This window comes from Streptomyces sp. NPDC050085 (assembly GCF_044460595.1).
In the GTDB taxonomy this organism is placed as follows: Bacteria; Actinomycetota; Actinomycetes; order Streptomycetales; family Streptomycetaceae; genus Streptomyces.
This window is the reverse complement of sequence record NZ_JBITJZ010000001.1, coordinates 1,905,336-1,930,592: the sequence shown is the minus strand read 5'-3', so window position 1 is coordinate 1,930,592 and position 25,257 is coordinate 1,905,336. Positions and strand designations below refer to the sequence as shown.

The 25,257-nt window shown below is 71.1% G+C and carries 25 protein-coding genes; 10 read left to right on the top strand and 15 right to left on the bottom strand.

All coding sequences use genetic code 11. The features are described from left to right. Positions 1-15: 15 nt before the first annotated feature. Positions 16-4,725, bottom strand: a complete 4,710-nt coding sequence (locus ACIBUY_RS08295; protein WP_399152130.1) for an ATP-dependent helicase — start codon at positions 4,723-4,725, stop codon at positions 16-18. Between the two features lie 88 nt (positions 4,726-4,813). Between ACIBUY_RS08295 and ACIBUY_RS08290 the strand changes: the two genes are divergently transcribed. From ACIBUY_RS08290 to ACIBUY_RS08280, 3 genes are read left to right on the top strand one after another with little or no spacing between them, the layout of a single operon-like run. Beyond that, a complete protein-coding gene (locus ACIBUY_RS08290) occupies positions 4,814-5,878 on the top strand; it encodes an AraC family transcriptional regulator (protein WP_365575951.1) in 1,065 nt (354 codons plus the stop codon). Further along, the gene (locus tag ACIBUY_RS08285) at positions 5,776-6,501 is read left to right on the top strand and encodes an AzlC family ABC transporter permease (protein WP_365576045.1); all 726 of its coding nucleotides are present in this window, start codon (positions 5,776-5,778) and stop codon (positions 6,499-6,501) included. The genes ACIBUY_RS08290 and ACIBUY_RS08285 overlap by 103 nt, the downstream gene beginning before the upstream one ends. Continuing rightward, complete coding sequence (locus tag ACIBUY_RS08280; RefSeq protein WP_365575953.1) at positions 6,498-6,806, top strand: AzlD domain-containing protein; 309 nt, start codon at positions 6,498-6,500, stop codon at positions 6,804-6,806. Before ACIBUY_RS08285 ends, ACIBUY_RS08280 begins: the two co-directional genes overlap by 4 nt. A gap of 6 nt (positions 6,807-6,812) precedes the next feature. Here ACIBUY_RS08280 and ACIBUY_RS08275 read toward each other — a convergent pair whose 3' ends face one another. Next, complete coding sequence (locus ACIBUY_RS08275; protein WP_365575955.1) at positions 6,813-8,102, bottom strand: MFS transporter; 1,290 nt, start codon at positions 8,100-8,102, stop codon at positions 6,813-6,815. After that, on the bottom strand, positions 8,102-9,493 hold the full coding sequence (locus ACIBUY_RS08270) for an alkyl sulfatase dimerization domain-containing protein (protein WP_365575956.1): 1,392 nt from the start codon (positions 9,491-9,493) through the stop codon (positions 8,102-8,104). The genes ACIBUY_RS08275 and ACIBUY_RS08270 overlap by 1 nt, the downstream gene beginning before the upstream one ends. A 191-nt stretch (positions 9,494-9,684) precedes the next feature. On the opposite strand from ACIBUY_RS08270, the gene ACIBUY_RS08265 reads away from it, so the two are divergent. After that, positions 9,685-10,857, top strand: a complete 1,173-nt coding sequence (locus tag ACIBUY_RS08265; RefSeq protein ID WP_399152129.1) for a PucR family transcriptional regulator — start codon at positions 9,685-9,687, stop codon at positions 10,855-10,857. 86 nt (positions 10,858-10,943) lie between these two features. On the opposite strand, the gene ACIBUY_RS08260 is transcribed toward ACIBUY_RS08265, so the two are convergent. Then, positions 10,944-11,894, bottom strand: a complete 951-nt coding sequence (locus tag ACIBUY_RS08260; RefSeq protein ID WP_365575960.1) for a hypothetical protein — start codon at positions 11,892-11,894, stop codon at positions 10,944-10,946. Positions 11,895-11,973: 79 nt separating this feature from the next. On the opposite strand from ACIBUY_RS08260, the gene ACIBUY_RS08255 reads away from it, so the two are divergent. Further along, positions 11,974-12,168: a DUF3046 domain-containing protein gene (locus ACIBUY_RS08255; RefSeq protein WP_365575962.1), complete on the top strand. Its 195-nt coding sequence runs from the start codon at positions 11,974-11,976 to the stop codon at positions 12,166-12,168. Positions 12,169-12,227: 59 nt separating this feature from the next. Next, positions 12,228-13,511: an AI-2E family transporter gene (locus ACIBUY_RS08250; protein ID WP_399152128.1), complete on the top strand. Its 1,284-nt coding sequence runs from the start codon at positions 12,228-12,230 to the stop codon at positions 13,509-13,511. A 75-nt stretch (positions 13,512-13,586) separates the two neighbouring features. Here ACIBUY_RS08250 and ACIBUY_RS08245 read toward each other — a convergent pair whose 3' ends face one another. Both ACIBUY_RS08245 and ACIBUY_RS08240 read right to left on the bottom strand, forming a co-directional pair. Then, positions 13,587-14,408, bottom strand: a complete 822-nt coding sequence (locus tag ACIBUY_RS08245) for a hypothetical protein (RefSeq protein WP_399152127.1) — start codon at positions 14,406-14,408, stop codon at positions 13,587-13,589. Positions 14,409-14,546: 138 nt separating this feature from the next. Next, positions 14,547-14,864, bottom strand: coding sequence for a hypothetical protein (locus ACIBUY_RS08240; RefSeq protein WP_399152126.1), 318 nt, complete (start codon positions 14,862-14,864; stop codon positions 14,547-14,549). Between the two features lie 64 nt (positions 14,865-14,928). On the opposite strand from ACIBUY_RS08240, the gene ACIBUY_RS08235 reads away from it, so the two are divergent. From ACIBUY_RS08235 to recX, 3 genes are all read left to right on the top strand, one after another. Further along, positions 14,929-15,549: a dihydrofolate reductase family protein gene (locus ACIBUY_RS08235; RefSeq protein ID WP_399152125.1), complete on the top strand. Its 621-nt coding sequence runs from the start codon at positions 14,929-14,931 to the stop codon at positions 15,547-15,549. Between the two features lie 249 nt (positions 15,550-15,798). Then, complete coding sequence (gene recA, locus ACIBUY_RS08230) at positions 15,799-16,920, top strand: recombinase RecA (protein WP_365575972.1); 1,122 nt, start codon at positions 15,799-15,801, stop codon at positions 16,918-16,920. 3 nt (positions 16,921-16,923) lie between these two features. Next, a complete protein-coding gene (recX, locus tag ACIBUY_RS08225) occupies positions 16,924-17,709 on the top strand; it encodes a recombination regulator RecX (protein WP_399152124.1) in 786 nt (261 codons plus the stop codon). Positions 17,710-17,779: 70 nt separating this feature from the next. Here the strand turns inward: recX and ACIBUY_RS08220 are convergent, their stop codons facing one another. From ACIBUY_RS08220 to ACIBUY_RS08180, 9 genes are all read right to left on the bottom strand, one after another. Next, a complete protein-coding gene (locus ACIBUY_RS08220) occupies positions 17,780-17,911 on the bottom strand; it encodes a hypothetical protein (RefSeq protein WP_399152123.1) in 132 nt (43 codons plus the stop codon). Positions 17,912-17,955: 44 nt separating this feature from the next. Continuing rightward, positions 17,956-18,360 (bottom strand): rhodanese-like domain-containing protein, encoded by a 405-nt coding sequence (locus ACIBUY_RS08215; protein ID WP_399152122.1) that lies wholly within the window; start codon positions 18,358-18,360, stop codon positions 17,956-17,958. Next, on the bottom strand, positions 18,357-18,902 hold the full coding sequence (locus ACIBUY_RS08210) for a cysteine dioxygenase (protein WP_365575978.1): 546 nt from the start codon (positions 18,900-18,902) through the stop codon (positions 18,357-18,359). Before ACIBUY_RS08210 ends, ACIBUY_RS08215 begins: the two co-directional genes overlap by 4 nt. Before the next feature lie 94 nt (positions 18,903-18,996). Beyond that, positions 18,997-19,086, bottom strand: a complete 90-nt coding sequence (locus ACIBUY_RS08205) for a putative leader peptide (protein WP_365575980.1) — start codon at positions 19,084-19,086, stop codon at positions 18,997-18,999. 32 nt (positions 19,087-19,118) lie between these two features. After that, positions 19,119-20,729, bottom strand: coding sequence for an FAD-dependent monooxygenase (locus ACIBUY_RS08200; protein ID WP_399152121.1), 1,611 nt, complete (start codon positions 20,727-20,729; stop codon positions 19,119-19,121). 207 nt (positions 20,730-20,936) lie between these two features. Beyond that, entirely contained in the window at positions 20,937-21,839 is a 903-nt protein-coding gene (locus ACIBUY_RS08195; protein WP_365575984.1) for an amino acid ABC transporter permease, read from the bottom strand. Beyond that, complete coding sequence (locus ACIBUY_RS08190; RefSeq protein ID WP_365575986.1) at positions 21,836-22,501, bottom strand: amino acid ABC transporter permease; 666 nt, start codon at positions 22,499-22,501, stop codon at positions 21,836-21,838. Before ACIBUY_RS08190 ends, ACIBUY_RS08195 begins: the two co-directional genes overlap by 4 nt. Before the next feature lie 98 nt (positions 22,502-22,599). Beyond that, positions 22,600-23,430: a glutamate ABC transporter substrate-binding protein gene (locus ACIBUY_RS08185; RefSeq protein ID WP_399152120.1), complete on the bottom strand. Its 831-nt coding sequence runs from the start codon at positions 23,428-23,430 to the stop codon at positions 22,600-22,602. 91 nt (positions 23,431-23,521) lie between these two features. Next, positions 23,522-24,301 (bottom strand): amino acid ABC transporter ATP-binding protein, encoded by a 780-nt coding sequence (locus tag ACIBUY_RS08180; protein ID WP_365575990.1) that lies wholly within the window; start codon positions 24,299-24,301, stop codon positions 23,522-23,524. Between the two features lie 254 nt (positions 24,302-24,555). Here ACIBUY_RS08180 and ACIBUY_RS08175 point away from each other — a divergent pair, with 254 nt between their 5' ends. Further along, positions 24,556-25,242 carry a response regulator transcription factor gene (locus tag ACIBUY_RS08175; RefSeq protein WP_365575992.1) on the top strand — a complete coding sequence of 229 codons (687 nt, stop codon included), beginning with the start codon at positions 24,556-24,558 and terminating at the stop codon, positions 25,240-25,242. Positions 25,243-25,257 lie beyond the last annotated feature (15 nt).

The following is a 25,257-nucleotide window of genomic DNA, read 5'->3' as shown; positions in this document are numbered from 1 at the left end:
GGCGCGTGGGCGGCCTCAGGCGCGCAGACGCAGGCCGCGGGGGGTCGCGTGGAAACCGGCTCCTTCCAGGAGGGGGGCGTACGGGGAGGTGAGCGCCGCCTCGCCGTTGATCCGCTCCACCGTGATCGTGCCGAGGGCGCCGGAGCGGGCCGCGTCGGCGAGGGACTGGGCCGCGGCGGGCAGGCGGGGGTCGTCCGCCAGGTGTGAGGCGGTCGGGGCTTCCTCTGTGGCTGGCCAGGCCAGGAGGGTCTTGCCGCCGCGCTCCATGTAGAGCGTCAGCTCGCCGTCGACCAGGACCACGAGGGAGCCCGCCTTGCGGCCCGCCTTGTAGCCGGCTCCCGTGGGCGGCTCGGGCCAGGGCAGAGCCGCTCCGTAGGCATTGGCCGGGTCGGCGGCGGCCAGGACCAGGGCGCGGGGGGACGCGGTCTTCGGGGCGGGGGCGTCGACCGGCCCGTACGGATCGGGCGGGGGCGCGCCCCGATCCCGCGCGTTGGCCGCCGCGCGCAGGCGGTCCACCGCGCCGTCCATCGCGAACTGGGCGGCACCGAGCCCTTCCACCACATAGCCGCGCCGGGCCTGGCCGCTCTCCTCGAAGACGGACAGGATCCGGTACGTCGCAGAGAAGCCGCCCTCGACGCCCTCGGCGGCGACCGCGCCGCGGGTGACCACGCCGTGCCGGTCCAGGAGGGTGCGGGCCAGGGCGTGGGCGCGCAGGGTCGGGTCGGGCTCCTGGTCGGGCAGCAGGGACCAGCGGCCTGCGACCGTGGGCGGGCCGGTGCGCGAGGCGGGGCGGGCGGCGGCCGTGAGGCCTCCGTAGCGGCCGCGCGGGACGGCTCTGCGGGCGCGGTGGGCCGTGGAGCCGGCGGTGCGGCCCGAGCCGAGGAGGGCGCGCATCGGGGCGAGCGTGTCGTTCGTGAGGCGGCCCGACCAGGCCAGGTCCCAGAGGGCGTCGGCCAGTTGGGGATCCGTCGCCTCGGGGTGCGTGGTGGCGCGGACCTGGTCGGAGATCTGGCGGAAGAACAGGCCGTAGCCCCCGGAGAGGCTGTCCAGGACCGACTGGTGGAGGGCGGTGAGTTCCAGGGGGTGTGCGGGCGGCAGGAGGAGGGGCGCGGCGTCGGCGAGATAGAGCGAGACCCAGCCGTCCTTGCCGGGGAGCGAACCCGCACCCGCCCACAACACCTCACCGGAAGCGGTGAGTTCGTCCAGCATCGCCGGTACGTAGCCGGAGACGCGGGAGGGCAGGACCAGCTTCTCCAGGGCGGAGGCGGGGACCGAGGCGCCTTGCAGCTGCTCGACGGCGCGGACCAGGCCGTCGATGCCGCGCAGGCCGTGGCCGCCCAAGTGCTGCCATTGGGGCAGGAATTGAGCCAGGGCGGCGGGTGGCACGGGTTCGAGCTCGTGGCGGAGTGCGGCCAGGGAGCGGCGGCGCAGGCGGCGCAGGACGGCGGCGTCGCACCATTCCTGGCCGATGCCCGCGGGGTGGAACTCGCCCTGTACGACCCTGCCGTTGGCCGCGAGGCGCTGCAGAGCGCCCTCGGTGACGGCCGCGCCGAGGCCGAAGCGGGCGGCTGCCCGGCTCGAGGTGAACGGGCCGTGCGTGCGGGCGAAGCGGGCCAGGAGGTCGCCGAGCGGGTCCTTGACCGGTTCCGTGAAGGCCTCGGGGACGCCGACCGGGAGCGCCGTGCCGAGGGCGTCGCGCAGGCGGCCCGCGTCCTCGATCGCCGCCCAGTGGTCGGTGCCGGAGATGCGGACGCGGATGGCCCTGCGGGCGGACGCCAGGTCCTCGGCCCAGCCCGGCTCGGCGCCGCGCTCCGTCAACTCGGCGTCCGTGAGCGGCCCGAGCAGACGCAGCAGGTCCGCCACGCCTTCGGCGTCCTTGACGCGGCGGTCCTCCGTGCGCCACTGCAGCTCCTGCTCCAGCTCGGCCAGGACGTCCGCGTCGAGCAGCTCCCGCAGCTCGGCCTGGCCGAGGAGCTCGGCGAGGAGGCGGGAGTCCAGGGACAGCGCCGCCGCGCGGCGCTCGGCGAGCGGGGAATCGCCTTCGTACAGGAACTGTGCGACGTATCCGAACAGGAGCGAGCGGGCGAAGGGGGACGCCTCCGGGGTGGTGACCTCGACGAGTCGGACCTTGCGGGCCTCGATGTCGCCCATCAGCTCGGCGAGACCCGGTACGTCGAAGACGTCCTGGAGGCACTCGCGCACCGCCTCCAGCACGATCGGGAAGGAGCCGAACTCGCTGGCCACCTGGAGCAGTTGGGCGGCGCGCTGACGCTGCTGCCACAGGGGGGTGCGCTTGCCAGGGTTGCGCTTGGGGAGCAGCAGCGCGCGGGCGGCGCACTCGCGGAAGCGGGACGCGAATAGGGCCGAGCCGCCCACCTGGTCGGTGACGAGCTGGTCGACGTCGCCCTTGTCGAAGGCGACGTCCGCGGCACCGATGGGGGCCTGCTCGGAGTCCCACTCCATGCCCGGCTTCGACGGCTCCTGGTCCAGCAGGTCCAGGCCCATCAGGTCGGCGTCGGGCAGCCGCAGCACGATGCCGTCGTCGGCGTGCATGACCTGGGCGTCCATGCCGTACTTCTCGCTGAGCCGGGCGCCGAGGGCGAGCGCCCAGGGAGCGTGCACCTGGGCGCCGAACGGGGAGTGCACGACGATGCGCCAGTCGCCCAGCTCGTCGCGGAAACGCTCGACCACGATGGTGCGGTCGTCCGGAATGTGGCCGCAGGCCTCGCGCTGCTCCGCCAGGTACGACAGCACATTGTCCGCGGCCCACTGGTCGAGGCCCGCGGCGCGCAGGCGCACGCGCGCGTCGTCGGGCTTCATGGAGCCGACCTCGCGCAGGAACGCGCCCACCGCGCGCCCCAGTTCGAGCGGGCGGCCCAGCTGGTCGCCCTTCCAGAAGGGCAGCCGGCCGGGGACTCCGGGGGCGGGGGAGACCAGCACGCGGTCGCGGGTGATGTCCTCGATGCGCCAGGAGCTGGTGCCGAGGGTGAAGACGTCCCCCACGCGCGACTCGTAGACCATCTCCTCGTCTAGCTCTCCGACGCGACCGCCGCCCTTCTTGGGGTCGGCTCCCGCGAGGAAGACGCCGAAGAGGCCCCGGTCTGGGATCGTGCCTCCGGACGTGACGGCCAGGCGCTGCGCTCCGGGGCGGCCGGTGACGGTGCCGGCGACGCGGTCCCAGACGACGCGGGGCCGCAGCTCGGCGAAGGCGTCCGACGGATAGCGGCCCGCGAGCATGTCGAGGACGCCGGTGAACGCCGACTCCGGGAGGGAGGCGAAGGGGGCCGCCCTGCGGACGAGCGCGAGGAGGTCGTCGACCTGCCAGGGGTCCAGGGCGGTCATCGCGACCAACTGCTGTGCCAGTACGTCCAGAGGGTTGGCCGGGACGCGCAGCGACTCGATGGAGCCCGACCGCATCCGCTCGGTGACCACCGCCGACTGCACCAGGTCGCCGCGGTACTTCGGGAACACGACTCCCGTGGACACCGCGCCCACTTGGTGCCCCGCGCGGCCCACGCGCTGCAGTCCGGAGGCCACGGAGGGCGGCGACTCGACCTGGACGACGAGATCCACCGCACCCATGTCGATGCCGAGCTCGAGGCTGGAGGTGGCGACGACAGCGGGCAGGCGGCCCGCCTTCAAGTCCTCCTCGACAAGGGCGCGCTGCTCCTTGGAGACCGAGCCGTGGTGGGCGCGGGCGATGACCTGGGGCGCGCCCGAGGCCGCGCCGGAGCCGCCCATCAGCTCGGCGGGGGAGTGGTTCTCGGGCGGCGCCTCTCCGGTCGTGCGCTCGTACGCGATCTCGTTCAGCCTGTTGCACAAGCGCTCCGCCAGGCGGCGCGAATTGGCGAAGACGATGGTCGAGCGGTGTGCCTCGATGAGGTCGGCGATGCGCTCCTCGACATGGGGCCAGATCGACGGACGCTCGGCCCCCTGGTCGGAATCGGCCACGGGTGAACCGCCGAGCTCGCCCAGGTCCTCGACCGGGACGACCACCGAGAGGTCGAACTCCTTGCCGGACGGCGGCTGGACGATCCCCACCTTGCGCTGCGGCGACAGATAGCGCGCCACCTCGTCGACCGGGCGGACCGTCGCGGACAGGCCGATGCGGCGGGCGGGACGGGGCAGCAGCTCGTCCAACCGCTCCAGGGAGAGCGCCAGATGGGCGCCGCGCTTGGTGCCCGCGACCGCGTGCACCTCGTCCAGGATCACCGTCTCGATCCCGGTCAGTGCGTCGCGCGTGGCCGACGTCAGCATCAGGAACAGCGACTCGGGAGTCGTGATCAGGATGTCCGGCGGGCGTGTGGCCAGGGCGCGCCGCTCGGCGGGCGGAGTGTCACCGGAGCGGATGCCGACCTTGACCTCCGGCTCGGGCAGCCCGAGCCGCACCGATTCCTGGCGGATGCCGGTCAGCGGGCTGCGCAGATTGCGCTCCACGTCGACCGCAAGGGCCTTCAGCGGTGACACGTACAGGACGCGGCAGCGCTTCTTGGGGTCGGCGGGCGGCGGTGTGGAGGCCAGCTGGTCCAGGGCGGCGAGGAACGCGGCGAGCGTCTTGCCCGAGCCGGTCGGCGCGACCACCAGCACGTCCGAACCCGCGCCGATCGCCCGCCACGCACCCGCCTGGGCGGAGGTGGGCGCGGAGAAGGCCCCCGTGAACCAACCGCGGGTCGCGGGGGAGAACCCGTCAAGGGCACCGTCGGCACCCTGCCTGGACCTGACCATGTCCCTATCCTGCACCCCACCACTGACAATGGCTGTGACCTGCGAAAACGGTGAGGTGCTCGGAGGGGGCGTGGCGCAGAATGGGGGCATGGCGGGAAAGGGCGAATGGGCGCGGCACTGGCGGTACGAGCAAGTGCCGGGGCTCGACCTGCTGCGGGCCCGCTACCTGCGGCACACCTTCCCGCGCCACAGCCACGACGGCTACGTGTTCGGCGCGGTCACGCAGGGCGTCGAGGAGGTCGGGGTTCCCGAGGGCACCGTGTACGCGGGGCCCGGCAGCGTCGTCATGATCAACCCCGAGGTGGCGCACACCGCGCGGGCGGGCGGGCCCGACGGCTGGTCGTACTCCACGCTGTATCCGTCGGCCCAGGTCGTCGCCGAGGTGGCCGCGGAGATCACCACGGTGCGCGGCACCGCGGGGTTCGGCGAGACCATCGTCACCGACCCGCAGGCGGCCCGGCTGATCAGCGAGGTGCACCGGGCGGCCGAGCAGGGCAACGCGCTGGCCGCGGACAGCCTGCTGCGGGTCGTGCTCGCCCGGCTGCTGCGCGACCACGGAACGGCGCTGGCCCAGCGGCCGCGCCGGTCCGCGGGGGCCAAGGCGGCGGCACGCGCGCGTGAGCTCCTCGAGGAACGCATGATCGACCCGCCGCCCCTGGAGACCCTCGCGGCGGACCTGGGCACCAGCCCGTTCGCGCTCTTGCGGGCCTTTCGTGACGCCTACGGCATGCCGCCGCACACCTGGCTCACCAATGCGCGCGTACGCTCCGCACGCCGCCTCCTGGAACAGGGCGCTGCCCCCGCCGACGCCGCCGTGGCCGTCGGCTTCACCGACCAGCCGCATCTGAACCGGCACTTCACGCGGATCGTCGGGGTGCCGCCAGGGGCGTACCAGCGCGAGCGCAAGAACGTACAAGACCCCGACAGCGGTCTCCTCGTACCGTCCGAGGCGTGGCAGCAGAACAGACGACATCACCCGCAGACATACCTGCAGCAGACACAGACGCACGGCGGTCGGACGGAGCCCGACGGACAGCCGGCAGCACCCGCATCGAGCACTCCGAAGGGGGCGGCAAGACCGACGGCGCCGTCGTCCGTGACGCGCTCGGCGTCGGCATCGCCGTCGGCCTGTCCGGATTCGCCTTCGGCGTGACCTCGGCCGGCAGCGGCCTCAGTGTGCTGCAGACCTGCGCGCTCAGCCTTCTTGTCTTCACCGGGGCCTCGCAGTTCGCCCTCGTCGGGGCGCTCGCGGCAGGCGGCAATCCGTTCACCGCGGCGGCGGGCGCGTTCTTCCTGGGGGTGCGCAACGCGTTCTACGGGCTGCGGCTCTCCCAACTCCTTGCCCTCCCGCGCGCGGTGCGGCCGTTCGCCGCACACTGGGTGATCGACGAGACGTCGGCCGTCTCCCTGGCCCAGCCGGACCGGCGCAGCGCCCGCATTGGCTTCACCGTCACCGGGCTGACTCTGTACGTCCTGTGGAACCTGACCACCCTCCTTGGTGCCCTCGGCGCCGAAGCCATCGGGGACACCGACGCCTGGGGGATCGACGCGGCCGGTCCGGCCGTCTTCCTGGCGCTGCTCGCGCCGATGCTGAAGAGCACGACGGAGCGGGCCGTCGCGGGCCTCGCCGTGGTGCTCATGCTCGGGCTGCTTCCCGTGCTGCCCGCCGGAGTTCCGGTACTGGTGGCCGCACTCGCTGCGCCGGCCGTGCTCTACGTAGAGGGGCGCCGCCGCGCTGTTGCCTCCGACGCCACGCAAGAAGGAGGAGACCGTTGAACATCTGGATCGCCATCGGCGTCACCGCAGTGGGCTGCTACGCCGTCAAGCTCATCGGTCTGCTCGTGCCCGCAGGCGCCTTGGAGCGGCCCGTGGTGAAGCGGCTCGCTGCCCTGCTGCCCGTCGCGCTGCTCGCCGCCCTCACGGCCCAGCAGACGTTCGCCGACGGGCGCGTCCTGGTCCTCGACGCGAAGGCCGCCGGGCTCGCCGCAGCGGCGCTCGCGCTGGTCCTGCGTGCGCCCTTCCTGGTGGTCGTCGGTGTGGCCGTGGTGGTCACCGCCGGGGTGCGGGCGCTCACGGGGTGACGTCCGTCAGTGCGCCACCGGGACGGGTGCCGCCGCTCCCGGCGTCTCCTGGACGCCCAGCTGTCGGGCGGTGCGCTCGGGGCGGCAGAAGAGCGCCGCGAGCACGCCGCCCGCCACCAGGAGGCCGGAGGTGAGCAGCCAGCCGTGCCGGTACCCGGCGGAAGCCGTGGCGGCACTGTCGACCATGCCGCCCAGCACGAGCGGCGAGAGGATGCCCCCGAGGGCGAACACGAAGGTCAACGCGCCCAGGACGACGCCTCGTTGGGAAGCCGGGGTGATGCGGGCGCACGCGGTCGACGCGACGGTGAGCATCACCATGGCGAGCGCCATGGGGCCCATCATCATGGGCACCTTCACCGCGAGGGAGTCGGTCGTTCCGTAGACCGCTGTGGCGCAGCCCGCGATCATTACAAGGATGCCCGCACCCGCGCCTACAGGGATGCGCGGTTCGGCGCCCCGCAGGGCCGAGCGGCGTGCGAGCAGACCGTGCACCAGGAGGACCGCGCCATTGGCGAGGGCGCCGACGCCGACCATGGTGCTCGCCTGGTGCAGGTCCCAGCCGACGACGCTCTCCAAGTAGTCCGGCGTCCACGTCAGCAGCGTGCTCATCGACCAGTAGGCGGCGAACGAACCGAAGGCCGAGGTCAGGAACGTGGGCGACAGCAGGATCCGGCGCAGCGGCACGGCGAGCGTGTCCTGTGCGGCTCCGCGGGCCGCCTTGGCGACCGAGGGGGCCATCGGACCCTCCGCGCCCCAGATGCGCCACGCCGTCGCCCAGACGACGCCCACCAGGCCCACCACGCCGAACGACCAGCGCCAGCCCCAGTGCGTGATGACCCAGCTCAGGACCGGCGAGGCCACGGCGACCCCGGCCGCCGCGCCGACGAGCAGGATCGCGGTCGGCAGGGTCCGCTCGCGCTGCGGGAACCAGCCGTGCACGTGGTGCATCGCGACCGGTGACGCGGGGCCCTCGGTGGCGCCGAGCAGGACCCGGGTGGCGACCAGGGTGCCGAACCCGGCCGCGCCCCACAGCATCGGCAGCTGCGCCGCCGACCACATCAGGGCGAGGACCAGCAACAGGGTCGTCGTACGGACGCGTTTGGTGAGGGCGGAGACCCCGAGAGCCGCGATCGAGAAGAGCGCGAAGAACGCGGACTGGGCGGTGCCGAACTCCTGGCGGGTGATGCCGAAGTCGGCCCTGATCTCCGGGCCCGCGAGCCCGAGGACCGCCTTGTCGGCGAAATTCACCACCATGAAGGTGAGCAGCAGCCAGGTGGTGCGCCAGGCGCCGGGCATCAGCAGCACCCGTCCTCGTCGTCGACCACGCCCACGCTGATCATGCCTTCGGCGCGCTTGCGGCCTTCGGGGGAGCGCGTCAACTCCGTGGCCACATCGGTGTCTTCGGCCACCGCGGCGGACTCGGCGGCCGCCCAGTTGAAGACTCCGCGCGCCATGGTGGAGGTCTCCTTCAGGGCACGCTGCTCGAAAACCTCGGCACGCGCGCGTGCCACCTCCCGATCGGAGGGCGCCGCCAGGGCCGCCGTCTCCGCCAGGTGCGAGGCGAGCCGCACCTCACCCTGCGCGAGCAGTTCCAGGGCTCGCGCGGCCAGTGCGGGGGCACCGCCCGCGGCCCGCGCGTACTCGGCGGCGACCGAGGCTTCGGGGGCCGGCTTGAGGTGCGCAGGGTTCTGGTCGTACCAGCCGCCCCACAGCCGCCACAGGTTGCGTACGACGAACTCGGGCTCGTCGTACGCCGGGTGGAGATACGGCCGGGACAGCAGCTCCTCGGGGACCTTCACCCCGTGGATCACCGCGTCGAGCCGGTGGCCGGCGTTCATGAGGGCCCGCGTCTGCTCGCACAGCGACTCCAGGAGGCGCGCGGTGTCGTCCAGCGCCCGGTGCACGCGCGCGGCGCCCACGATCGGCACGCCGTGCCCGGGCAGCAGCAGCTCGGCGCCCAACTCCTGCATGGCGCGCAGAGCACGGGCCCAGTCCTCCGGGTAGCGCTGCACCTTCTGGGGGTTGCCCGCGTTCGGGGTGTTCCAGATGAACAGGTCGCCCGTGCACAGGGCCTTCACCTCCGGCACCCATACGTAGGTGTGGTCGTCGGTCTCCCCACGCGCGTGGACGAGCTCGAACGTCAACTCCCCTTGGCGCAGCGTCAACCGGTCCCGGTAGACGGTGTCCGGGTAGCGGTACGTCGTGGGCCACTCCAAGGAGGGCACGCCGAACTGCCTGCGGTTGATCCAGGAGTTGTAACCGGCCGTCCGTATGTAGCGGTCGAAGCGGGCCGGGACGGCCTCGTGCGCGACCACCTCGGGGCGGGCCGTCCCCGTTTCCGCCGCCTCCTTGTCGAAGGGGAAGACCCCGAAGACGTGGTCCACGTGCCCGTGCGTGTACACCACGGAGCGCACGGGCCCGGCCCCGAACTCGCGGACCGCAGCGTGCAGTTGGGTCGCCGTGCGGAAGTCGCCCGAGTCGACGAGGACGACCCCGTCGCTGGTGTCGAAGGCCGTCACGTTGGCGAAAGCCGGAAAGAAGCCCACGCGCGCGTGCAGGCGCACGAGCCCGTCCCCGGTGTACGCACCCGACAGATGCGGGAGGAGGGTCTCCGTGCCCTGCCAGACCCGGTCGGCATAGGCGGCGTAGTCCGCAGGTCCGTTCTCGGCTGCGTTGTGCTCTGTCATGTGTGCGGCTCCTCCATGTGCGGGCGGTCCGCCGGCGAACGCAGATGTCGTCCGCGGCCGCACACGAGTTAAGGCGCCATCTGTGACGTGGAACACCGCCCCACGTCACACACAGGTCGCCTGGGTAATGTGACGCGTCACAACGGGCCACTACGTAGACGGCTGAGACGTAGACGGCCGAGGGAGGAACCATGACGCTGTCCCCCGAAGCGCGCTCCCTCGCCGCGCGCTGTGAGCCGCGCGTCAACGAACTGGCCCGCCGCATGGCCCGCGATTCCTTCGAGGAACTGCCCGGGTACGGGGACCTGCCCGACGACGTGAAGGACCTGGAGATCGCGGCGACCGCCAGGTACGGCGTACGGTTGTTCCTGCGCCGTGTCAGCGACCCCGACCTGGACGAGCCCGGCGGTCACCGGCTGTTCCGCGAGAGGGCCGCCCAGCGCGCCGAGGAGGGCATGCCGCTGCACCTGCTGCTGCGGACCCACGCGCTCGGCGTCTACGTCCTGTGGCAGGCGCTGCGCGACGTGGCGCGGCCGGGCGAGGAGGCCGCCCTCGTCGAACTGGTCGACATCCTGCTGCAGAGCCATCCCGCCGTCGTGGGTGCGGTCGCCGAGACGTACCTGGACGAGCGCTCCGCCCTGGAGGCCGAACAGCGCGCGCAGCAGCGGTCGTTGGTGCGCGGCCTGCTCGACGGCATGGTGCCGCCGGGCCACGTGCTGCTCGACCAGCTCCGCCTCGAAGGCCCCGCCCTCGTCCTCGCGCTCGGCCTGGACTCGCCGCCGGCCGAGGGGCCGGTCGCCGTGCGGCGCCGCCTGAGGCGCGTGCAGACGGTGCTGGACCGGGCCTTCGGCGTGGACGTGCTGGCGCTCCTGGACGGCGACGGCGGGCGCGTCATCGTGCCCCGGGACTGCACCCCTCCCGAGGATCTGCCGCAGCACCTCAGCAAGGCCAGCGGGCTGCACGTGCGCGTGGCCGCCGTACGGGCGGACGGACCCGAGCACATCACCGACGCGGCCCGCACCGCGACCGAGATTCTCCGCATCACGCGTGTGTGCGGTCTGCCGCCCGCGCTGCACCGCCTCGACGACGTCCTGCTCGAGTACCACCTCTCGCGGCGCAACGAGAGCAGTCACCGCATCGCAGCGCTTCTCGACCCGGTCGCCGAACGGCCCGAACTCCTGGAGACGCTGCGCACCCACCTGTCCCACCAGCAGGACCGCCGGGCCACCGCCGCCGCGCTCGCGCTGCATCCGAACACGGTCGACAACCGGCTCGCGAAGATCGCCGAGCAGACGGGCATCGACTTGTCGTCACCGCGCGGCACGGCGCTCGCCATCGCGGCACTCCTGCTGCGCGACGCATAGAACGTGACCCGTAGAACGCGATGCATAGAGCACGACGCATAGAGCGCGACTCGTTGAACGTGGCTCCTAGAACGAGACTCGCAGAACTACAAGGCGCGTCCGTAGGCGCGCAGTGTGCGCAGTGCCTCGATCGTCACCATGGGGCGCGCCTCCGCGGAGATCCCGGGTGCCCACTGGCGCCAGTTGACCGGCCAGCCGCCGTCCTCCTGCTGCTCGCTCTCCAGGTGGTCGAGCGCGCGGGACATCTCCTCGTCGGTGAACCAGGAGCGGGCCAGCGACTCGGGCGCCTTCGCGTAGTCGCACGGGTAGTGGTGCTCGCCCGGCGCGTAGCCGGGGGCGACCGGGTAGTCGTCCCTGCGGTCCGGATCGAGCACCGCCAGTCGCTGCTCGCGTACGAGGCGGCCAAGGCGGTCGGCGGCCGCCCGCGCGCGCGAGCGGTCCGGGACGCCGTCCAAGAAGGCGACCGCCGCCTCGACCTCGTACGGATGCGACGTCTTCAGGGATTCGACGGCGGACCAGCAGAAGTCGGTGGCCCGGAACAGCCAGGCGTGCCACACCTCGTTGCGGTGCAGGAGGCCGACGACGGGCCCGGTGGCCAGCAGTTCGCTCGGCGGGTCGTCCACCACGGGCACGAAGGGGGCGTGCGGATAGCCGCGTTGGCTGGGATGCACCGCCGGAAGGGCGCCTTCCGGGGTGGAGGCGGCCGTCAGATACCGGCACACACGGTCCACGCGTTGACCCGAGCAGCGCCCGATCGAGTCCAGGACGCGCAGTGCGAGAGCGGTGTGCAGGGGCTGGCTGACGGGGCCGCGCAGATCGGGTTCCAGGGCGTACCCGTACCCGTCGTCCTCGTTGCGGTAGGCGGCCAGGGCGGTCTCGACGGCGTCGGCCGCGGCGGCCGAGCCCTCCAGGAAGTGATAGGCGAAGCGACGCTGTTCCAGGGCGCGCGCGGTCTGCCAGACGAAGGATTCGGCACGGGAGAGCGGGGAGAGTGCCGACGGCGATGAGGGGAGTGGGGAAGCTCCGGTTTCGGCCATGCACCGACCGTAGGGCGGAAAGCGTTCTCGGGAAGCCTCCCGGGCAGGGCTGCACTCTCAGGGGCGGGATACTGGAGTCATGCGGTTGACGGTCTTCTGGCAGCGGATGGCGGATCACTTCGGGTCCGGGTACGCCGACACGTTCGCGCGCGACCACGTGATGGCGGGGCTCGGCGGACGCACGATCCACCAGGCGCTCGACTCCGGCTGGGAGGCGAAGGACGTCTGGCGTGTGGTGTGCACCACCATGGACGTGCCCTACGACAAGCAGTGACCGAGGTGCCCGACCGGGAGTGTGGACAGATTGTCGGCGGCGTGGGCGAGACTGGCACCGTGGCAGCGACAGACGAGACCCCTCACGTGACGGCCGACGCCGCACCGCCCGGCACGACGCCCCCCGAGCGGCCGCCGGCCCCGGCGCCGAGCCCGCGCGCGGGCATGCCGCGCTGGCTGCCGCGCGCCATGGTGCTCGCGCTTGCCCTCATCGCCTGCTTCCAGCTGGGCAGTTGGGCCTTCCACCAGGTCACCGGCCTGCTGATCAACGTACTGATCGCGTTCTTCCTCGCGCTCGCGGTGGAGCCCGCGGTGAGCTGGATGTCGGGACGCGGCCTGCGCCGCGGACTCGCCACGTTCCTCGTCTTCCTCGCCGTGTTCATCGCGGGCGCGGGCTTCGTCTTCCTGATGGGGTCGATGCTCGCGGGCCAGATCGTGGACATGGTCGAGGACTTCCCGAAGTACCTCGACCAGGTCATCAACTGGATCAACGAGACCTTCCACACGGAGCTCAACAGGGTCGAGGTCCAGGACAGCCTGCTGCACTCGGACTGGCTCCAGAAGTACGTCCAGAACAGCGCGAGCGGCGTCCTGGACGTGTCCGCGCAGGTGCTCGGCGGGCTGTTCCAGCTGCTGACGATCGGGCTGTTCTCGTTCTACTTCGCCGCCGACGGGCCCCGGCTGCGGCGCGCTCTGTGCTCGGTGCTGCCGCCCGCCAAGCAGGCGGAGGTGCTGCGCGCCTGGGAGATCGCCGTCGACAAGACCGGCGGCTACCTGTACTCGCGCGGCCTGATGGCGCTGATCTCCGGAGTCGCGCACTACATCCTGCTGCAGGCCCTGGGTGTTCCGTACGCGCCGGTGCTCGGTGTGTGGGTCGGCCTGGTCTCGCAGTTCATCCCGACCATCGGCACCTACCTGGCGGGCGCCCTGCCGATGCTGATCGCCTTCACAGTGGACCCCTGGTACGCGCTGTGGGTGCTCGTCTTCGTAGTCGTGTACCAGCAGTTCGAGAACTACATGCTGCAGCCGAAGCTGACCTCGAAGACGGTGGACATCCATCCCGCGGTCGCCTTCGGGTCGGTCATCGCGGGCACGGCCCTGCTCGGCGCCGTGGGCGCGCTGATCGCGATCCCTGCCGTCGCGACGCTCCAGGCGTTCCTGGGGGCGTATGTGAAGCGGTACGACGTCACCGACGACCCGCGCGTGCACGGGCACCGCAGACGCGGCGGAGCGACGGTCCTCGCGCGCGTGAGGGGCGCCCTGCGGGGACCGAACGAGCCGGGTGCGCCGGGTCCGTCGGACACATCGAGCCGGTCGGCGGCGTCGAACTCCGAGGACCAGTAGGCGCGTTGGACACACGTCAGACCGGTGGGCACGTTCCGGTCTGTACTGCGATCAGTACTCCGGTCAGTACTCCGGTCAGTACGTGACGGCTGCCCACGCGCCTACGGCGAGGACCGCGGCCGCGTAGCCGCCGACCGCCGCATACATCACGCGCTCCTTGGTCCGCGCACTCCATGCCGTACGCGACATCAGCCAGGCCAGGACGGGCAGGACGAGCACGGCGTGCAGGCTCACCCCGTGCAGTGGCTTCAAGGCGGCTGTCGAGTGATAGGCCACCTCCTGGTGGCCGGTCTTCGTGAGCGCCACACCGCGCGCGATCATCGCCGCTCCGGACGCGAGCGCGACCAGAAGGACGGCGAAGCCCGCGCGGACGGCGAGGGGCATCCCCGTAGGGCCGCTCGGGGGCCTCTTGAAGGAGGCGACGGCGAAGACCGTCAGGAGCACCACAAGGATGCCGCCGCCCACGGCGAGCGACATGGAGACGGCCGTGTCGAGAGCGGTCTCCATGTTGAGGTGCGAGGGGACCCTGCGCCACGCCTGAAGGGTGATGCCACCGACCTCCAGGACGCAGTCGGCCGCGAACACGACGAGCAGGACGGCCCGCAGCCGCGCGCCGACGCGCACGTACGACGTCACCCAGGTCAGGGCGATCAGCGTCAGTCCGAAGGAGAGCCCGAAGGTGATGGGCTTGCGCCAGGAGACGGGACCGTCCCACGGGCCGCCGTCGACCGCGTAGACGACGAGGTGGACGAGGCCGGACAGGACCAGGGCGACACCGACCGCGTGGCACAGGCGCTCGGCGGGACGGGCCGCGCGCCACGGGGCGCCGGTGCCGGCTGGGGCCCGGGAGAGGCCGGCTGCCTCAGGGTTCGCTTCTCGACGTGCGGAGGTCTGCATGCCGTCAAGGCTCGTCCTGTCGCCCCTCGTGGTCGTCGTCCGGCCGAAGACATCTGTCGTACGACGTGGGGAGTACGGCCGTGGGTGGCGGCCGGACTTGACCGCTTGGCGGCCGTGCTCGGCGGCCAAGCTCGGCGGTCAGGGTGCGGCGCGGCTGCATTCCGCGTGTTCCTTCAGGGCGGTGTTGAGCCGGGCGAAGTCGGCCTTGGTGTGCTCGATCAGCTTGCCCGTGAAGGAGATGAGCAGCCCGGAGAACCGCTCGCTCTGCTCCAGGCGCGTCCCGCCCGAGGGCGTGGCGGTGAGCACGAAGCGGTGCTCGCCGTCGAAGATGCCGGGCACGAAGAGGTGGCCGATCCAGCGCAGTTCCCGGCCGGTGTCGGCGGTGGGATTTCTCCAGGCCGGCGATGAGTTCTGCGGGGGAATCGGGTCGACCGGTAGGAGGGAGATCGAGGACACCGAGGGCTCCTAGAGCTCCTAGAGCTCCAAGGGCTCCCGAGGGATACCGGCGAGAGGAACGCCCATGGATATCGCGGATGTCACAGGCATCGCGAACACTGAAGTCTCCGCGGACACCGCGGAGACTTCCCCAGAACGTGCCTGTCAGGGGCAGGTGCTCTGGCACTTCACCATGTCGCTGGACGGCTTCGTGGCCGGGCCGGACCATGCGATGGACTGGATGACGGGCTTCTCGCTGCGGCCCGGCCTCGTCGAGGAGTACGCGGGGACGACCGGCGCCGTGCTGGGCGGCCGGGAGGGCTGGGACGCCTGCCCCGACCCCGGCGCCATCTACGGCGGTGCGTGGCAGGGACCGCTCTTCGTCCTGACGCACCATCCTGAGGACGCGCGGCCCGTCGCCGGTGTGACGTTCCTGAGCTGTGACGTGGCCGAGGCGGTCCGGATCGGGCTCGAGGCCGCCGGCGGCAAGAACCTCGAGGTCTTCTCGCCCACGATCGGCCGCCAACTCCTCGAGCGCGGCCTGATCGACCGCATCGACCTGCATGTCGCTCCGGTACTGCTCGGTGACGGGATCCGGCTCTTCGACCGGCCCGGAGGCGTCCCGGTCCGGTTGGAGTCGCTCAACGGTGACGATCGCCTGGCGGCTGTGGACCTGAGGTATCGGCCGGTCGGCACCGGAGGCTGAAGCGCCGCCCGTACCGGCGGAAGACGAGGGGCAAGCGCCGCGTGGTGCGCTTGACACTAAAATCGAACATCCATTCTTATGGAGTGTCCAGGAGCTCACTTCCCGGGAATCCCAAGGGATCCGGGGACAGTGGCCGGGCGAAGAGCCTCGAGTTATCCACAGGCGGACGGGCGTCGAGGCCGATTGTCAGTGGCAGGCGTTAGCGTCTTTGACGTGAAGCGATCGACTCAAGCAAACCGGGTGGAACCCATGGCAGGAACCGACCGCGAGAAGGCGCTCGACGCCGCGCTCGCACAGATTGAACGGCAGTTCGGCAAGGGCGCAGTGATGCGCATGGGCGAGCGGCCGAATGAGCCCATCGAGGTCATCCCCACCGGGTCGACCGCGCTCGACGTCGCGCTCGGCGTCGGCGGCATCCCTCGGGGCCGCGTGGTGGAGGTGTACGGCCCGGAGTCCTCCGGTAAGACGACCCTGACCCTGCACGCCGTGGCCAACGCCCAGCGGGCGGGCGGCGCGGTGGCCTTCGTGGACGCCGAGCACGCCCTCGACCCCGAGTACGCGAAGAAGCTCGGCGTCGACATCGACAACCTGATCCTGTCGCAGCCGGACAACGGTGAGCAGGCTCTCGAGATCGTCGACATGCTGGTCCGCTCCGGCGCCCTCGACCTCATCGTCATCGACTCCGTCGCCGCGCTCGTGCCGCGTGCGGAGATCGAGGGCGAGATGGGTGACTCGCACGTGGGTCTGCAGGCCCGCTTGATGAGCCAGGCGCTCCGGAAGATCACCAGCGCGCTCAACCAGTCGAAGACCACCGCGATCTTCATCAACCAGCTCCGCGAGAAGATCGGCGTGATGTTCGGCTCGCCGGAGACCACGACCGGTGGTCGTGCGCTGAAGTTCTACGCCTCCGTGCGCATGGACATCCGCCGCATCGAGACCCTGAAGGACGGCACGGACGCGGTGGGCAACCGCACCCGCGTCAAGGTCGTCAAGAACAAGGTCGCGCCGCCCTTCAAGCAGGCCGAGTTCGACATCCTCTACGGCCAGGGCATCTCCCGTGAGGGCGGCCTGATCGACATGGGCGTGGAGCACGGCTTCGTCCGCAAGGCCGGCGCCTGGTACACGTACGAGGGCGACCAGCTCGGCCAGGGCAAGGAGAACGCGCGCAACTTCCTGAAGGACAACCCCGACCTGGCCAACGAGATCGAGAAGAAGATCAAGGAGAAGCTGGGCGTCGGTGTGAGGAAGACGGAGGAGCCGGGCAGCGAGCCGGGCGCGGACGCGGTGGCGGAGGCCCCCGCCGAGGACGCGGCCAAGACGGTGCCCGCGCCCAAGGCCGCCAAGTCCAAGGCCGCGGCGGCCAAGAGCTAGTCCGTGACACGCCGAACCGAATGGGCCGAGTACGACGCCCGCCCCGCCGCCCCTGAGGGGCCGGGGCGCGGGGGCGACCACAGGGCGTACGACGAGGCCGCGTACGGGGAAGACGGGCACGACGGCGCGCCGGGGGACGGCGCGGCGGACGGGCCGCGCCGCGGGGGACGTTCACGGGGCGGGGCCGCGTCGCGCGGGCGTCGGCGCAGGGGCGGATTCGGGGATCCGTCCGGCGCCGCACCAGACGACGGCCCCCCTGACTCGTCGAGGGCCGAGCGAGGGGAGCCGTCAGGGGACCCGGCGGAGCGGGCGCGGAACATCTGTCTGCGCCTGCTCACCGGGACCCCGCGCACGCGCAAGCAGTTGGCCGACGCCCTGCGCAAGCGGGAGATCCCGGACGAGATCGCGGACGAAGTGCTGTCCCGGTTCGAGGAAGTCGGGCTGATCAACGACAGTGCCTTCGCGGACGCCTGGGTGGAGTCCCGCCATCACGGGCGGGGTCTGGCCAGACGGGCACTCGCCCGCGAGCTGCGTACCAAGGGCGTGGACTCCACGGTGATCGAGGAGGCGGTCGGGCAGCTCGACACCGAGCGGGAGGAGGAGACCGCGCGCGAACTCGTCGCCCGCAAGCTCCGCTCCACGCGCGGACTCGACCGTGACAAGCGGCTGCGCCGCCTCGCGGGCATGCTCGCCCGCAAGGGGTATCCCGAGGGGATGGCGCTGCGGGTGGTGCGTCAGGCGCTGGAGGAAGAGGGGGAGGAGACCGAGGACTTGGAGTTCGGGGAGTAGGTGGGCTGTCGCTGGACGCCGGGTAGCGGGTTCGGCTCGGGGAGCCGGCCACAGGGTGGTGAACGGTTCGTCACGTGGTGCAGGCAAATCGTGGGCCGATGCCGATGCCGATGCCGATGCCGATGCCGATGCCGGATTCGGGCGAGGGCGGTCTGCTTGCATGGCCCGCTGCGGCGCGGCCACCGGCGTGCCGATTGCCCACGTCGCGCAATAGTGGGTGCCCCTTACGGCAAGAGGCACCCACTGTCACGCCGACGTCACTGGAAGCCCGGCCGACCGCCACGCCTGGAATCCGCCCACCAGGTCCGTCGCCCGGTGCAGTCCCAACTGCCGCAGGGACGCGGCCGCGAGGCTGGAGGCGTAGCCCTCGTTGCAGATGACCACGACGCGCAGATCGTGACCCGTCGCCTCGGGGGCGCGGTGGCTGCCCCGGGGATCGAGGCGCCATTCCAGTTCGTTGCGCTCGACCACCAGGGCGCCGGGAATCAGACCGTCCCGCTCGCGCAGGGCCGCGTACCGGATGTCGACCAGGAGCGCCTCGCCCGACGATGCCGCGTCGAACGCCTCCCGGGCCTCGACCCGATCGAGCCCGGAGCGCACCTGTTCCAGCAACTCGTCGATGCCCACGGGCGAAGAGGAAGGGGTGCTCACTGCCAGTCCTCCGGGCGCTCGACGGTCTCCAGGCGCAGTACCGGGCCGCTGCGGCTGTAGCGGCGGATCTGCGGGAGCGGCGGGTAGTAGGCGTGCACCGAGACGGCGTGCTCGGTGGGGGACTCGTTCAGGACCTCGTGCACATGGTGGCGGCCGAAGGCGCGGCCCTGACCGGCCGTCAACCGGCGTTCCCTGTCGACCCCTTCGGACAGTTCCAGGGTCTTCCAGCCGTCGGCGGGCAGCCGTGCGGCGAGGGAGTACTCCTTCAACTCGCCCGACGCGGTGAGGAAGGCGCCGACGGACTCGGCGTGGTCGTGCCAGCCGGTGCCGGTGCCCGGCGGCCAGCCGATCAGCCAGGCCTCGCTGCCGCCGGGCCCTTCGAGCCGTACCCAGGTACGGCCTTCGGGATCGAGGGGCAGCGAGGCGATCAGTTCGCGGTCGGCGGCAGTGCGGCGGACGAAGTCGAGCAGATCGGCCTGGGTGGGCGCCGCTTCGGCAGCGGCGGCCCCGGGTGACGCGAGGGGGGACGTGGGAAGTGACACGGGTACCGTCCTGGAGTTCGCAAAGGACGCGTGCCGCAAGTGCCGACGAGAGGGCACCACGAGACAGGGCACGCGGAAGGAAGAGAAGGCGAATTCAGCAGGACGGGCGACACATGCAGCCCGCGTAGCGGACCAGGTCCATATGGACCCTCCGCCACAGGCGTACATCGGTGTCGATCGTCACGTTCCGGAGTACACCATGACGGTGTGCGCTGGTCAACCCACGTCTGCGGCCTCCTCCTCACGCTCCACCGCGGCTCCGCCGAGAGCCGTCTGCGCCGCTTCGTACAGCTCTGCCGGACGCACGCCGCCCTGCGCCGTCACCAGATGTCCGTCGGGCCGGATCAGCAGCACCGAGTGGGCGGCGGCCCCGGGATAGTCCTCCGCGACGAGCAGTTCGGCCTCGTGGGGCAGCGCCGCGACGGCGGCCGCGAGGCGGGGCATCAGACCTGCGGACATCCAGTGCTTGCGCTCCCACACGCCGGTTCCGGGGGCCACGAGGACGACCAGCAGATGTCCGAGGCCGAGCCGGTCCCGCAGCCGTACGAAGGAGCCGTCGGGTGCCGTCACGCGGACGTCGGCGACCGGGGCGCCCGGTGCCGTGCCCACGTCCACCTGCGACTCGGTGGGCGGGGGCGCGAGCGGCGAGTCGGCGTACGCCCCGGGCGCGCCCAGCGGGCCGTGCCCCAGGTGACCGTCGGCGAGCAGCGCGTCGTGCCCGCGTGCCGAGCCCGGCACGTACGAACGGAGCCCGCCGCCACCACGCAGTATCGGCAGCGCCTGGTCGGCGGCGCGCAGCCGGCCGGCGACGACGGCGCGGCGCTCGGCCTGATAGCTGTCGAGCAGCGCATCCGGGGCGGGGCGCGGCCCGTCGTGCCAGGCCAGGGCCAGCTTCCACGCCAGGTTGTCCGCGTCGCGCAGCCCCTCGTCCAGGCCCTGGGTGCCGAGTGCGCCCAGCAGGTGAGCGGCGTCCCCGGCGAGGAAGACGCGGCCCACGCGCCAGCGGCGGGCGAGCCGGTGGTGAACCGTGTGGACGCCCGTGTCCAGCAGCTCGTACGGCGGGGTGGAGCCTCCGCACCAGCCCGCGAGGGTCTCCCGGATGCGCGCCACCAGCACGTCCGGGGTGACCAGGTCGCTGCGGGGCGGCAGCAGCCAGTCCACGCGCCAGACGCCGTCGGCGAGGGGGCGGCCGACGACCTCCGCACCCGAAGGGCCCGAGGTCCGCCACGGAGGGCTCCGATGGAGCAACGCCTCACCGGGCCACGGAAGTTCCGTGCGCAGGGCGGCGACCGCGTGGCGCTCGACGGCGGTGCGTCCAGGGAAGCGGATGTCGAGCAGCTTGCGGACCGTGGAGCGCGGGCCGTCGCAGCCCACCAGGTAACTGCCGCGCCACCACGTGCCCTTGGGGCCGCGGGTGTGCGCGGTGAGGCCGGACCTCTCCTCCTCGATCGAGTCGAGGCGGCTGTCGACGGCGACCTTGACGAGCCGCTCCTGGGCGACGGCCTCGCGCAGTGCTCCGGTCAGTTCGTGCTGGGCGAGGTGCAGCGGAGCAGGCAGTTGCTCACCGAAGGTGAGCGTACGCATCTCCTGCTTGCGGCGCAGCGAACGCCAACCGGCCCAGCGGGCGCCCACTCCGTCGAACGACGTACCGGCCAGACGCTCGACCAGCGCGGCGGTGTCCTCCCGGAGGACGACCGTGCGCGCGGGGCGCTCTTCGTCCTTGCCGGAGCCCTCGTCGAGCACGACGGAAGGGACGCCGTGGCGGGCGAGGGCGAGGGACAGCGTGAGCCCGACAGGGCCCGCGCCGACGACGATCACCGGATCCACGGCGCGGCTCCTCCTGCCCCGAGAAGCGGCCCGTGAGACGGTGCGGGCGGCGTACTGGACGTACAGGGACGGGCAGTTGGAGCGGGGTGCGCGTTCACAGAGCGTATGCAACCCATTGCCGGTGCTTGCGTCAAGTGACGGAGGCAGTGGCGATCACGCCACTGCCTCCGTGGTACCGGAACGGTCGTGTGACCGTAGGACGACCCGTTAAAGGGCGGTGCCGAACCCGCCGCCCGCGCCCGTGGACTCCGTTCCGCCGACGGCTGCCGCAGGCAGCACCGCACCGGTCGACTTCTTGCCGCGGCGCAGCCGCCCCTCGAGCCAGGACGCGAAGGTCGTGAGCGAGAAGTTGATGGCCACGAAGATGACCGCGACGATCGTGAAGCAGGCGATCGTGTTTGCTCCATATGCGGCACTCATCGGGCGTACGGACGCGAGGAGTTCGGAGAACGTGAGCATCGCACCGCCCAGGGCGGTGTCCTTCACGATCACGACCAGCTGGCTGACGATGGCCGGCAGCATGGCCGTCACCGACTGCGGCAGCAGGATCGAGCGCATCGTCTGACCCTTGCGCAGGCCGATGGCGTACGCGGCCTCCGACTGGCCCTTGGGGAGGGACAGGATGCCCGCGCGGACGACCTCGGCGAGGACGGACGCGTTGTAGAGCACGAGGCCCGTGACGACGGCGTAGAGCGGGCGGTCGTCCGTGGGGATGTCCGTGTACTCGGCGAACGCCGCGTTCGCGAACACCATCAGGATCAGCACCGGGATGGCGCGGAAGAACTCGATGACCACACTCGAAGGGAGGCGTACCGCCAGGTGGTCGGAGAGGCGCGAGATGCCGAAGAGCGCGCCCAGCGGCAGGGCGATGACCATCGCCAGCGCTGCCGCCTTCAGGGTGTTCTGAAGGCCCGGCCAGATGTAGGTCTTCCACGGCAGGTTGTCCGTGAAGAAGGGCTTCCACTTCTCCCAGTCGAGCTGGTGCTTGTCGTTCAGTGCGACGACGACCCACCAGATCACGGCGGCGAAGGCGATCAGGAAGAGGATCGAGTAGAGGATGTTGCGCCGCTTGGCCCGGGGGCCGGGGGCGTCGTAGAGGACCGAGGTCATCGCTTCACCGCCACCTTCTTGCTCAGCCAGCCGAAGAGCAGACCGGTCGGCATCGTCAGGACGATGAAGCCGAACGCGAAGACGGCGGAGATCAGGATGAGTTGGGCCTCGTTCTCGATCATGCTCTTCATCAGCGCCGCGGCTTCGGCCACACCGATGGCGGAGGCCACGGTCGTGTTCTTGGTGAGCGCGATCAGTACGTTGGCCAGCGGACCCACGACCGAGCGGAAGGCCTGCGGCAGGATCACGAGGCCGAGCACCTGGTTGAAGCTGAGGCCGAGCGCGCGGGCCGCCTCCGCCTGGCCGACGGGCACCGTGTTGATGCCCGAGCGCAGTGCCTCACAGACGAACGCCGAGGTGTAGGCGGTCAGACCGAGCACCGCGAGGCGGAAGTTGATCGTGTTGAAGTCGGAGGCGCCGAGGCTGATCTGCAGCGTCTGGAACAGGCCGAGCGACGTGAACACGATGATGATCGTCAGCGGGATGTTCCGCACGATGTTGACGTACGCGGTGCCGAAGCCGCGCATCAAAGGCACCGGACTGACGCGCATGCCGGCCAGTACGGTTCCCCATATGAGGGAGCCGACGGCTGAGAGAGCGGTGAGTTTCACCGTCACCCAGAACGCTCCCAGCAGGTCGTAACCTTCAAGAAAGTCGAACACGATCTCCCGCGCTTCCGCGTATGTGGAGGGCTGCCAGATGTGGTCAGGGCTTGGCGGTCCATCCGGCCGGACGGACCGCCAAGCCCTGCTTCACCGCGTTACTTGACGATGTTGCCGATCTTCGGCGCGGGCTCGTTCTTGTAGCCCGCCGGGCCGAAGTTGGCCTTCACGGCCTTCTCCCAGGAACCGTCCGAGACCATCTTCTCCAGGGCCGTGTTGATCTTGGCCTTGAGGTCGCTGCCCTTCTTGACGCCGATGCCGTAGTTCTCGTTGGTCATCTTGAAGCCGCCCAGCTTGAACTTGCCCTTGAACTGGGACTGCGAGGCGTAACCGGCGAGGATCGAGTCATCGGTGGTGAGGGCGTCGATCGCGTTGTTCTCGACACCGGTCAGGCACTCCGAGTAGCCGCCGTAGCTCTGGAGCTGGGCCTTGGGGGCGAGCTTGTCGTGGACGTTCTGCGCGGACGTCGAGCCCGTCACCGAACACAGCTTCTTGTTGTTCAGGTCCGCCGGGGACTTGATCGAGTTGTCGTTCGCCCGGATCAGGACGTCCTGGTGGGCGAGGAGGTACGGACCCGCGAAGTCGACCTTGGCGGCGCGCTCGTCGTTGATCGAGTACGAGGCGGCGATGAAGTCCACGTCACCGCGCTGCAGCATCGTCTCGCGGTCGGCGCTCTTGGATTCCTTCCACTCGATGTCGCCGGCGTCGTAGCCGAGCTGCTTGGCGACATACGTGGCGACGTCGACGTCGAAGCCCGTGTACTTGCCCTCCGGGGTCTTCTGACCGATGCCCGGCTGGTCGAACTTGATGCCGATGGTGATCTTCTTGCCGCCGGAGCCCTTGTCGTCGTCGCTGCCGCCGCACGCAGTGGCGGTGACGGCGAGCGCGAGAGCGACGGAGGTCGCCGCGGTGATCTTGCGGAGCATCATGGTGAACATCCTTTGTGTCGGCAGATTCGGCAGAGAAAAACTCAACACGCGCGCGCGGGGCCTCCGTTGAGGGCGCACGTGCGGCGCGCGTCTAGTGGTGCAGGATCTTCGACAGGAAGTCCTTGGCCCGATCACTGCGCGGGTTGCTGAAGAACTGGTCGGGCGCGGCCTCTTCGACGATGCGGCCGTCCGCCATGAAGACGACGCGGTTGGCCGCGGAGCGGGCGAAGCCCATCTCGTGCGTGACCACCACCATCGTCATGCCGTCCCGGGCGAGCTGCTGCATCACCTCGAGGACCTCGTTGATCATCTCCGGGTCGAGCGCCGATGTCGGCTCGTCGAAGAGCATCACCTTCGGGTCCATCGCCAACGCCCTTGCGATGGCGACGCGTTGCTGCTGACCGCCGGAGAGCTGTGCGGGGTACTTGTCCGCCTGCGCACCCACACCGACGCGGTCGAGGAGCGCGCGGGCCTTCTCCTCGGCCTGCTTCTTGTCCGTCTTGCGGACCTTGACCTGGCCCAGCGTCACGTTCTCGAGCACCGTCTTGTGCGCGAAGAGGTTGAAGGACTGGAAGACCATGCCCACGTCGGCACGGAGCTTCGCGAGCTCCTTGCCCTCCTGCGGCAGCGGCTTGCCGTCGATCGTGATGGAGCCGGAGTCGGTGGTCTCCAGGCGGTTGATCGTGCGGCACAGCGTCGACTTGCCGGAGCCCGACGGGCCGATGACGACGACGACCTCGCCCCGCGTGATGGTCAGGTCGATGTCCTGGAGCACGTGCAGCGCGCCGAAGTGCTTGTTGACTCGGCTCAGCGTGACCAGCGCGTCGCCCGCAGGGGGAGTGGCGTCCTTGGTCACCGAAACTTCGGTCATCGGGGTCTTGCTCCATCCTCCTCGGTTGGGAGGACAGTAATAACGCCGTACGACCAGCGTCATTACATCTGAGGGGAAATTGAGCATAACGATCCGGCTGCAACCGGACACTATGGGTGAAGGGGGCGGCCGCCCCGCGTACCGGGTGCATAACGGAACACGGACGTAACCGGGAGGCTCTTGACGTCGTACTTATGTATCGGCGTGGATGCCTTGGTGAACCTGAAGAGGCCGGGACGTGAGAGGGGGCCGGAATGAGACTGCTGCTCGTGGAGGACGACGACCACGTCGCCGCGGCCCTGTCCGCCGTGCTGTCCCGGCACGGCTTCACGGTGCACCACGCGCGCAACGGCGAGGAGGCGCTGCAGGCGCTCGTCCCCGAACCCGACGCCTTCGGTGTCGTCCTGCTCGACCTCGGACTGCCCGACCAGGACGGCTACGAGGTGTGCGGCAAGATCCGCAAGCGCACCTCGACCCCCGTCATCATGGTGACCGCGCGCGCGGACGTACGCTCGCGCATCCACGGGCTCAACCTCGGTGCCGACGACTACGTGGTGAAGCCGTACGACACCGGGGAACTGCTCGCTCGTATCCACGCCGTCAGCCGTCGCACGGCCGGCGGCGAGAGCGCGCCCGCGGCCGAGAACGGGCTGCGGCTCGGCGCCGTGCACATCGAACTGCCCACGCGGCAGGTGACGGTGGACGGATCCGTCGTCCAGCTCACCCGCAAGGAGTTCGACCTGCTCGCCCTGCTCGCGCAGCGCCCCGGCGTCGTCTTCCGCCGGGAACAGATCATCAGCGAGGTGTGGCGCACCAGTTGGGAGGGGACGGGGCGCACCCTGGAGGTGCACGTCGCCTCCCTGCGTTCCAAGTTGCGCATGCCCGCCCTCATCGAGACCGTGCGCGGCGTCGGGTACCGGCTCGTCGCCCCGGCCGCGTAGCGGAAGCCGTAGAGT

Coding starts and splice junctions, on each gene's coding strand:
- ACIBUY_RS08295 (WP_399152130.1), bottom strand. CDS start 4,725: ATGGTCAGGTCCAGGCAGGGTGCCGACGGTGCCCTTGACGGGTTCTCC.
- ACIBUY_RS08290 (WP_365575951.1), top strand. CDS start 4,814: ATGGCGGGAAAGGGCGAATGGGCGCGGCACTGGCGGTACGAGCAAGTG.
- ACIBUY_RS08275 (WP_365575955.1), bottom strand. CDS start 8,102: ATGCCCGGCGCCTGGCGCACCACCTGGCTGCTGCTCACCTTCATGGTG.
- ACIBUY_RS08270 (WP_365575956.1), bottom strand. CDS start 9,493: ATGACAGAGCACAACGCAGCCGAGAACGGACCTGCGGACTACGCCGCC.
- ACIBUY_RS08265 (WP_399152129.1), top strand. CDS start 9,685: ATGACGCTGTCCCCCGAAGCGCGCTCCCTCGCCGCGCGCTGTGAGCCG.
- ACIBUY_RS08260 (WP_365575960.1), bottom strand. CDS start 11,894: ATGGCCGAAACCGGAGCTTCCCCACTCCCCTCATCGCCGTCGGCACTC.
- ACIBUY_RS08255 (WP_365575962.1), top strand. CDS start 11,974: ATGCGGTTGACGGTCTTCTGGCAGCGGATGGCGGATCACTTCGGGTCC.
- ACIBUY_RS08245 (WP_399152127.1), bottom strand. CDS start 14,408: ATGCAGACCTCCGCACGTCGAGAAGCGAACCCTGAGGCAGCCGGCCTC.
- ACIBUY_RS08235 (WP_399152125.1), top strand. CDS start 14,929: ATGGATATCGCGGATGTCACAGGCATCGCGAACACTGAAGTCTCCGCG.
- recA (WP_365575972.1), top strand. CDS start 15,799: ATGGCAGGAACCGACCGCGAGAAGGCGCTCGACGCCGCGCTCGCACAG.
- ACIBUY_RS08195 (WP_365575984.1), bottom strand. CDS start 21,839: ATGACCTCGGTCCTCTACGACGCCCCCGGCCCCCGGGCCAAGCGGCGC.
- ACIBUY_RS08185 (WP_399152120.1), bottom strand. CDS start 23,430: ATGATGCTCCGCAAGATCACCGCGGCGACCTCCGTCGCTCTCGCGCTC.
- ACIBUY_RS08180 (WP_365575990.1), bottom strand. CDS start 24,301: ATGACCGAAGTTTCGGTGACCAAGGACGCCACTCCCCCTGCGGGCGAC.
- ACIBUY_RS08175 (WP_365575992.1), top strand. CDS start 24,556: ATGAGACTGCTGCTCGTGGAGGACGACGACCACGTCGCCGCGGCCCTG.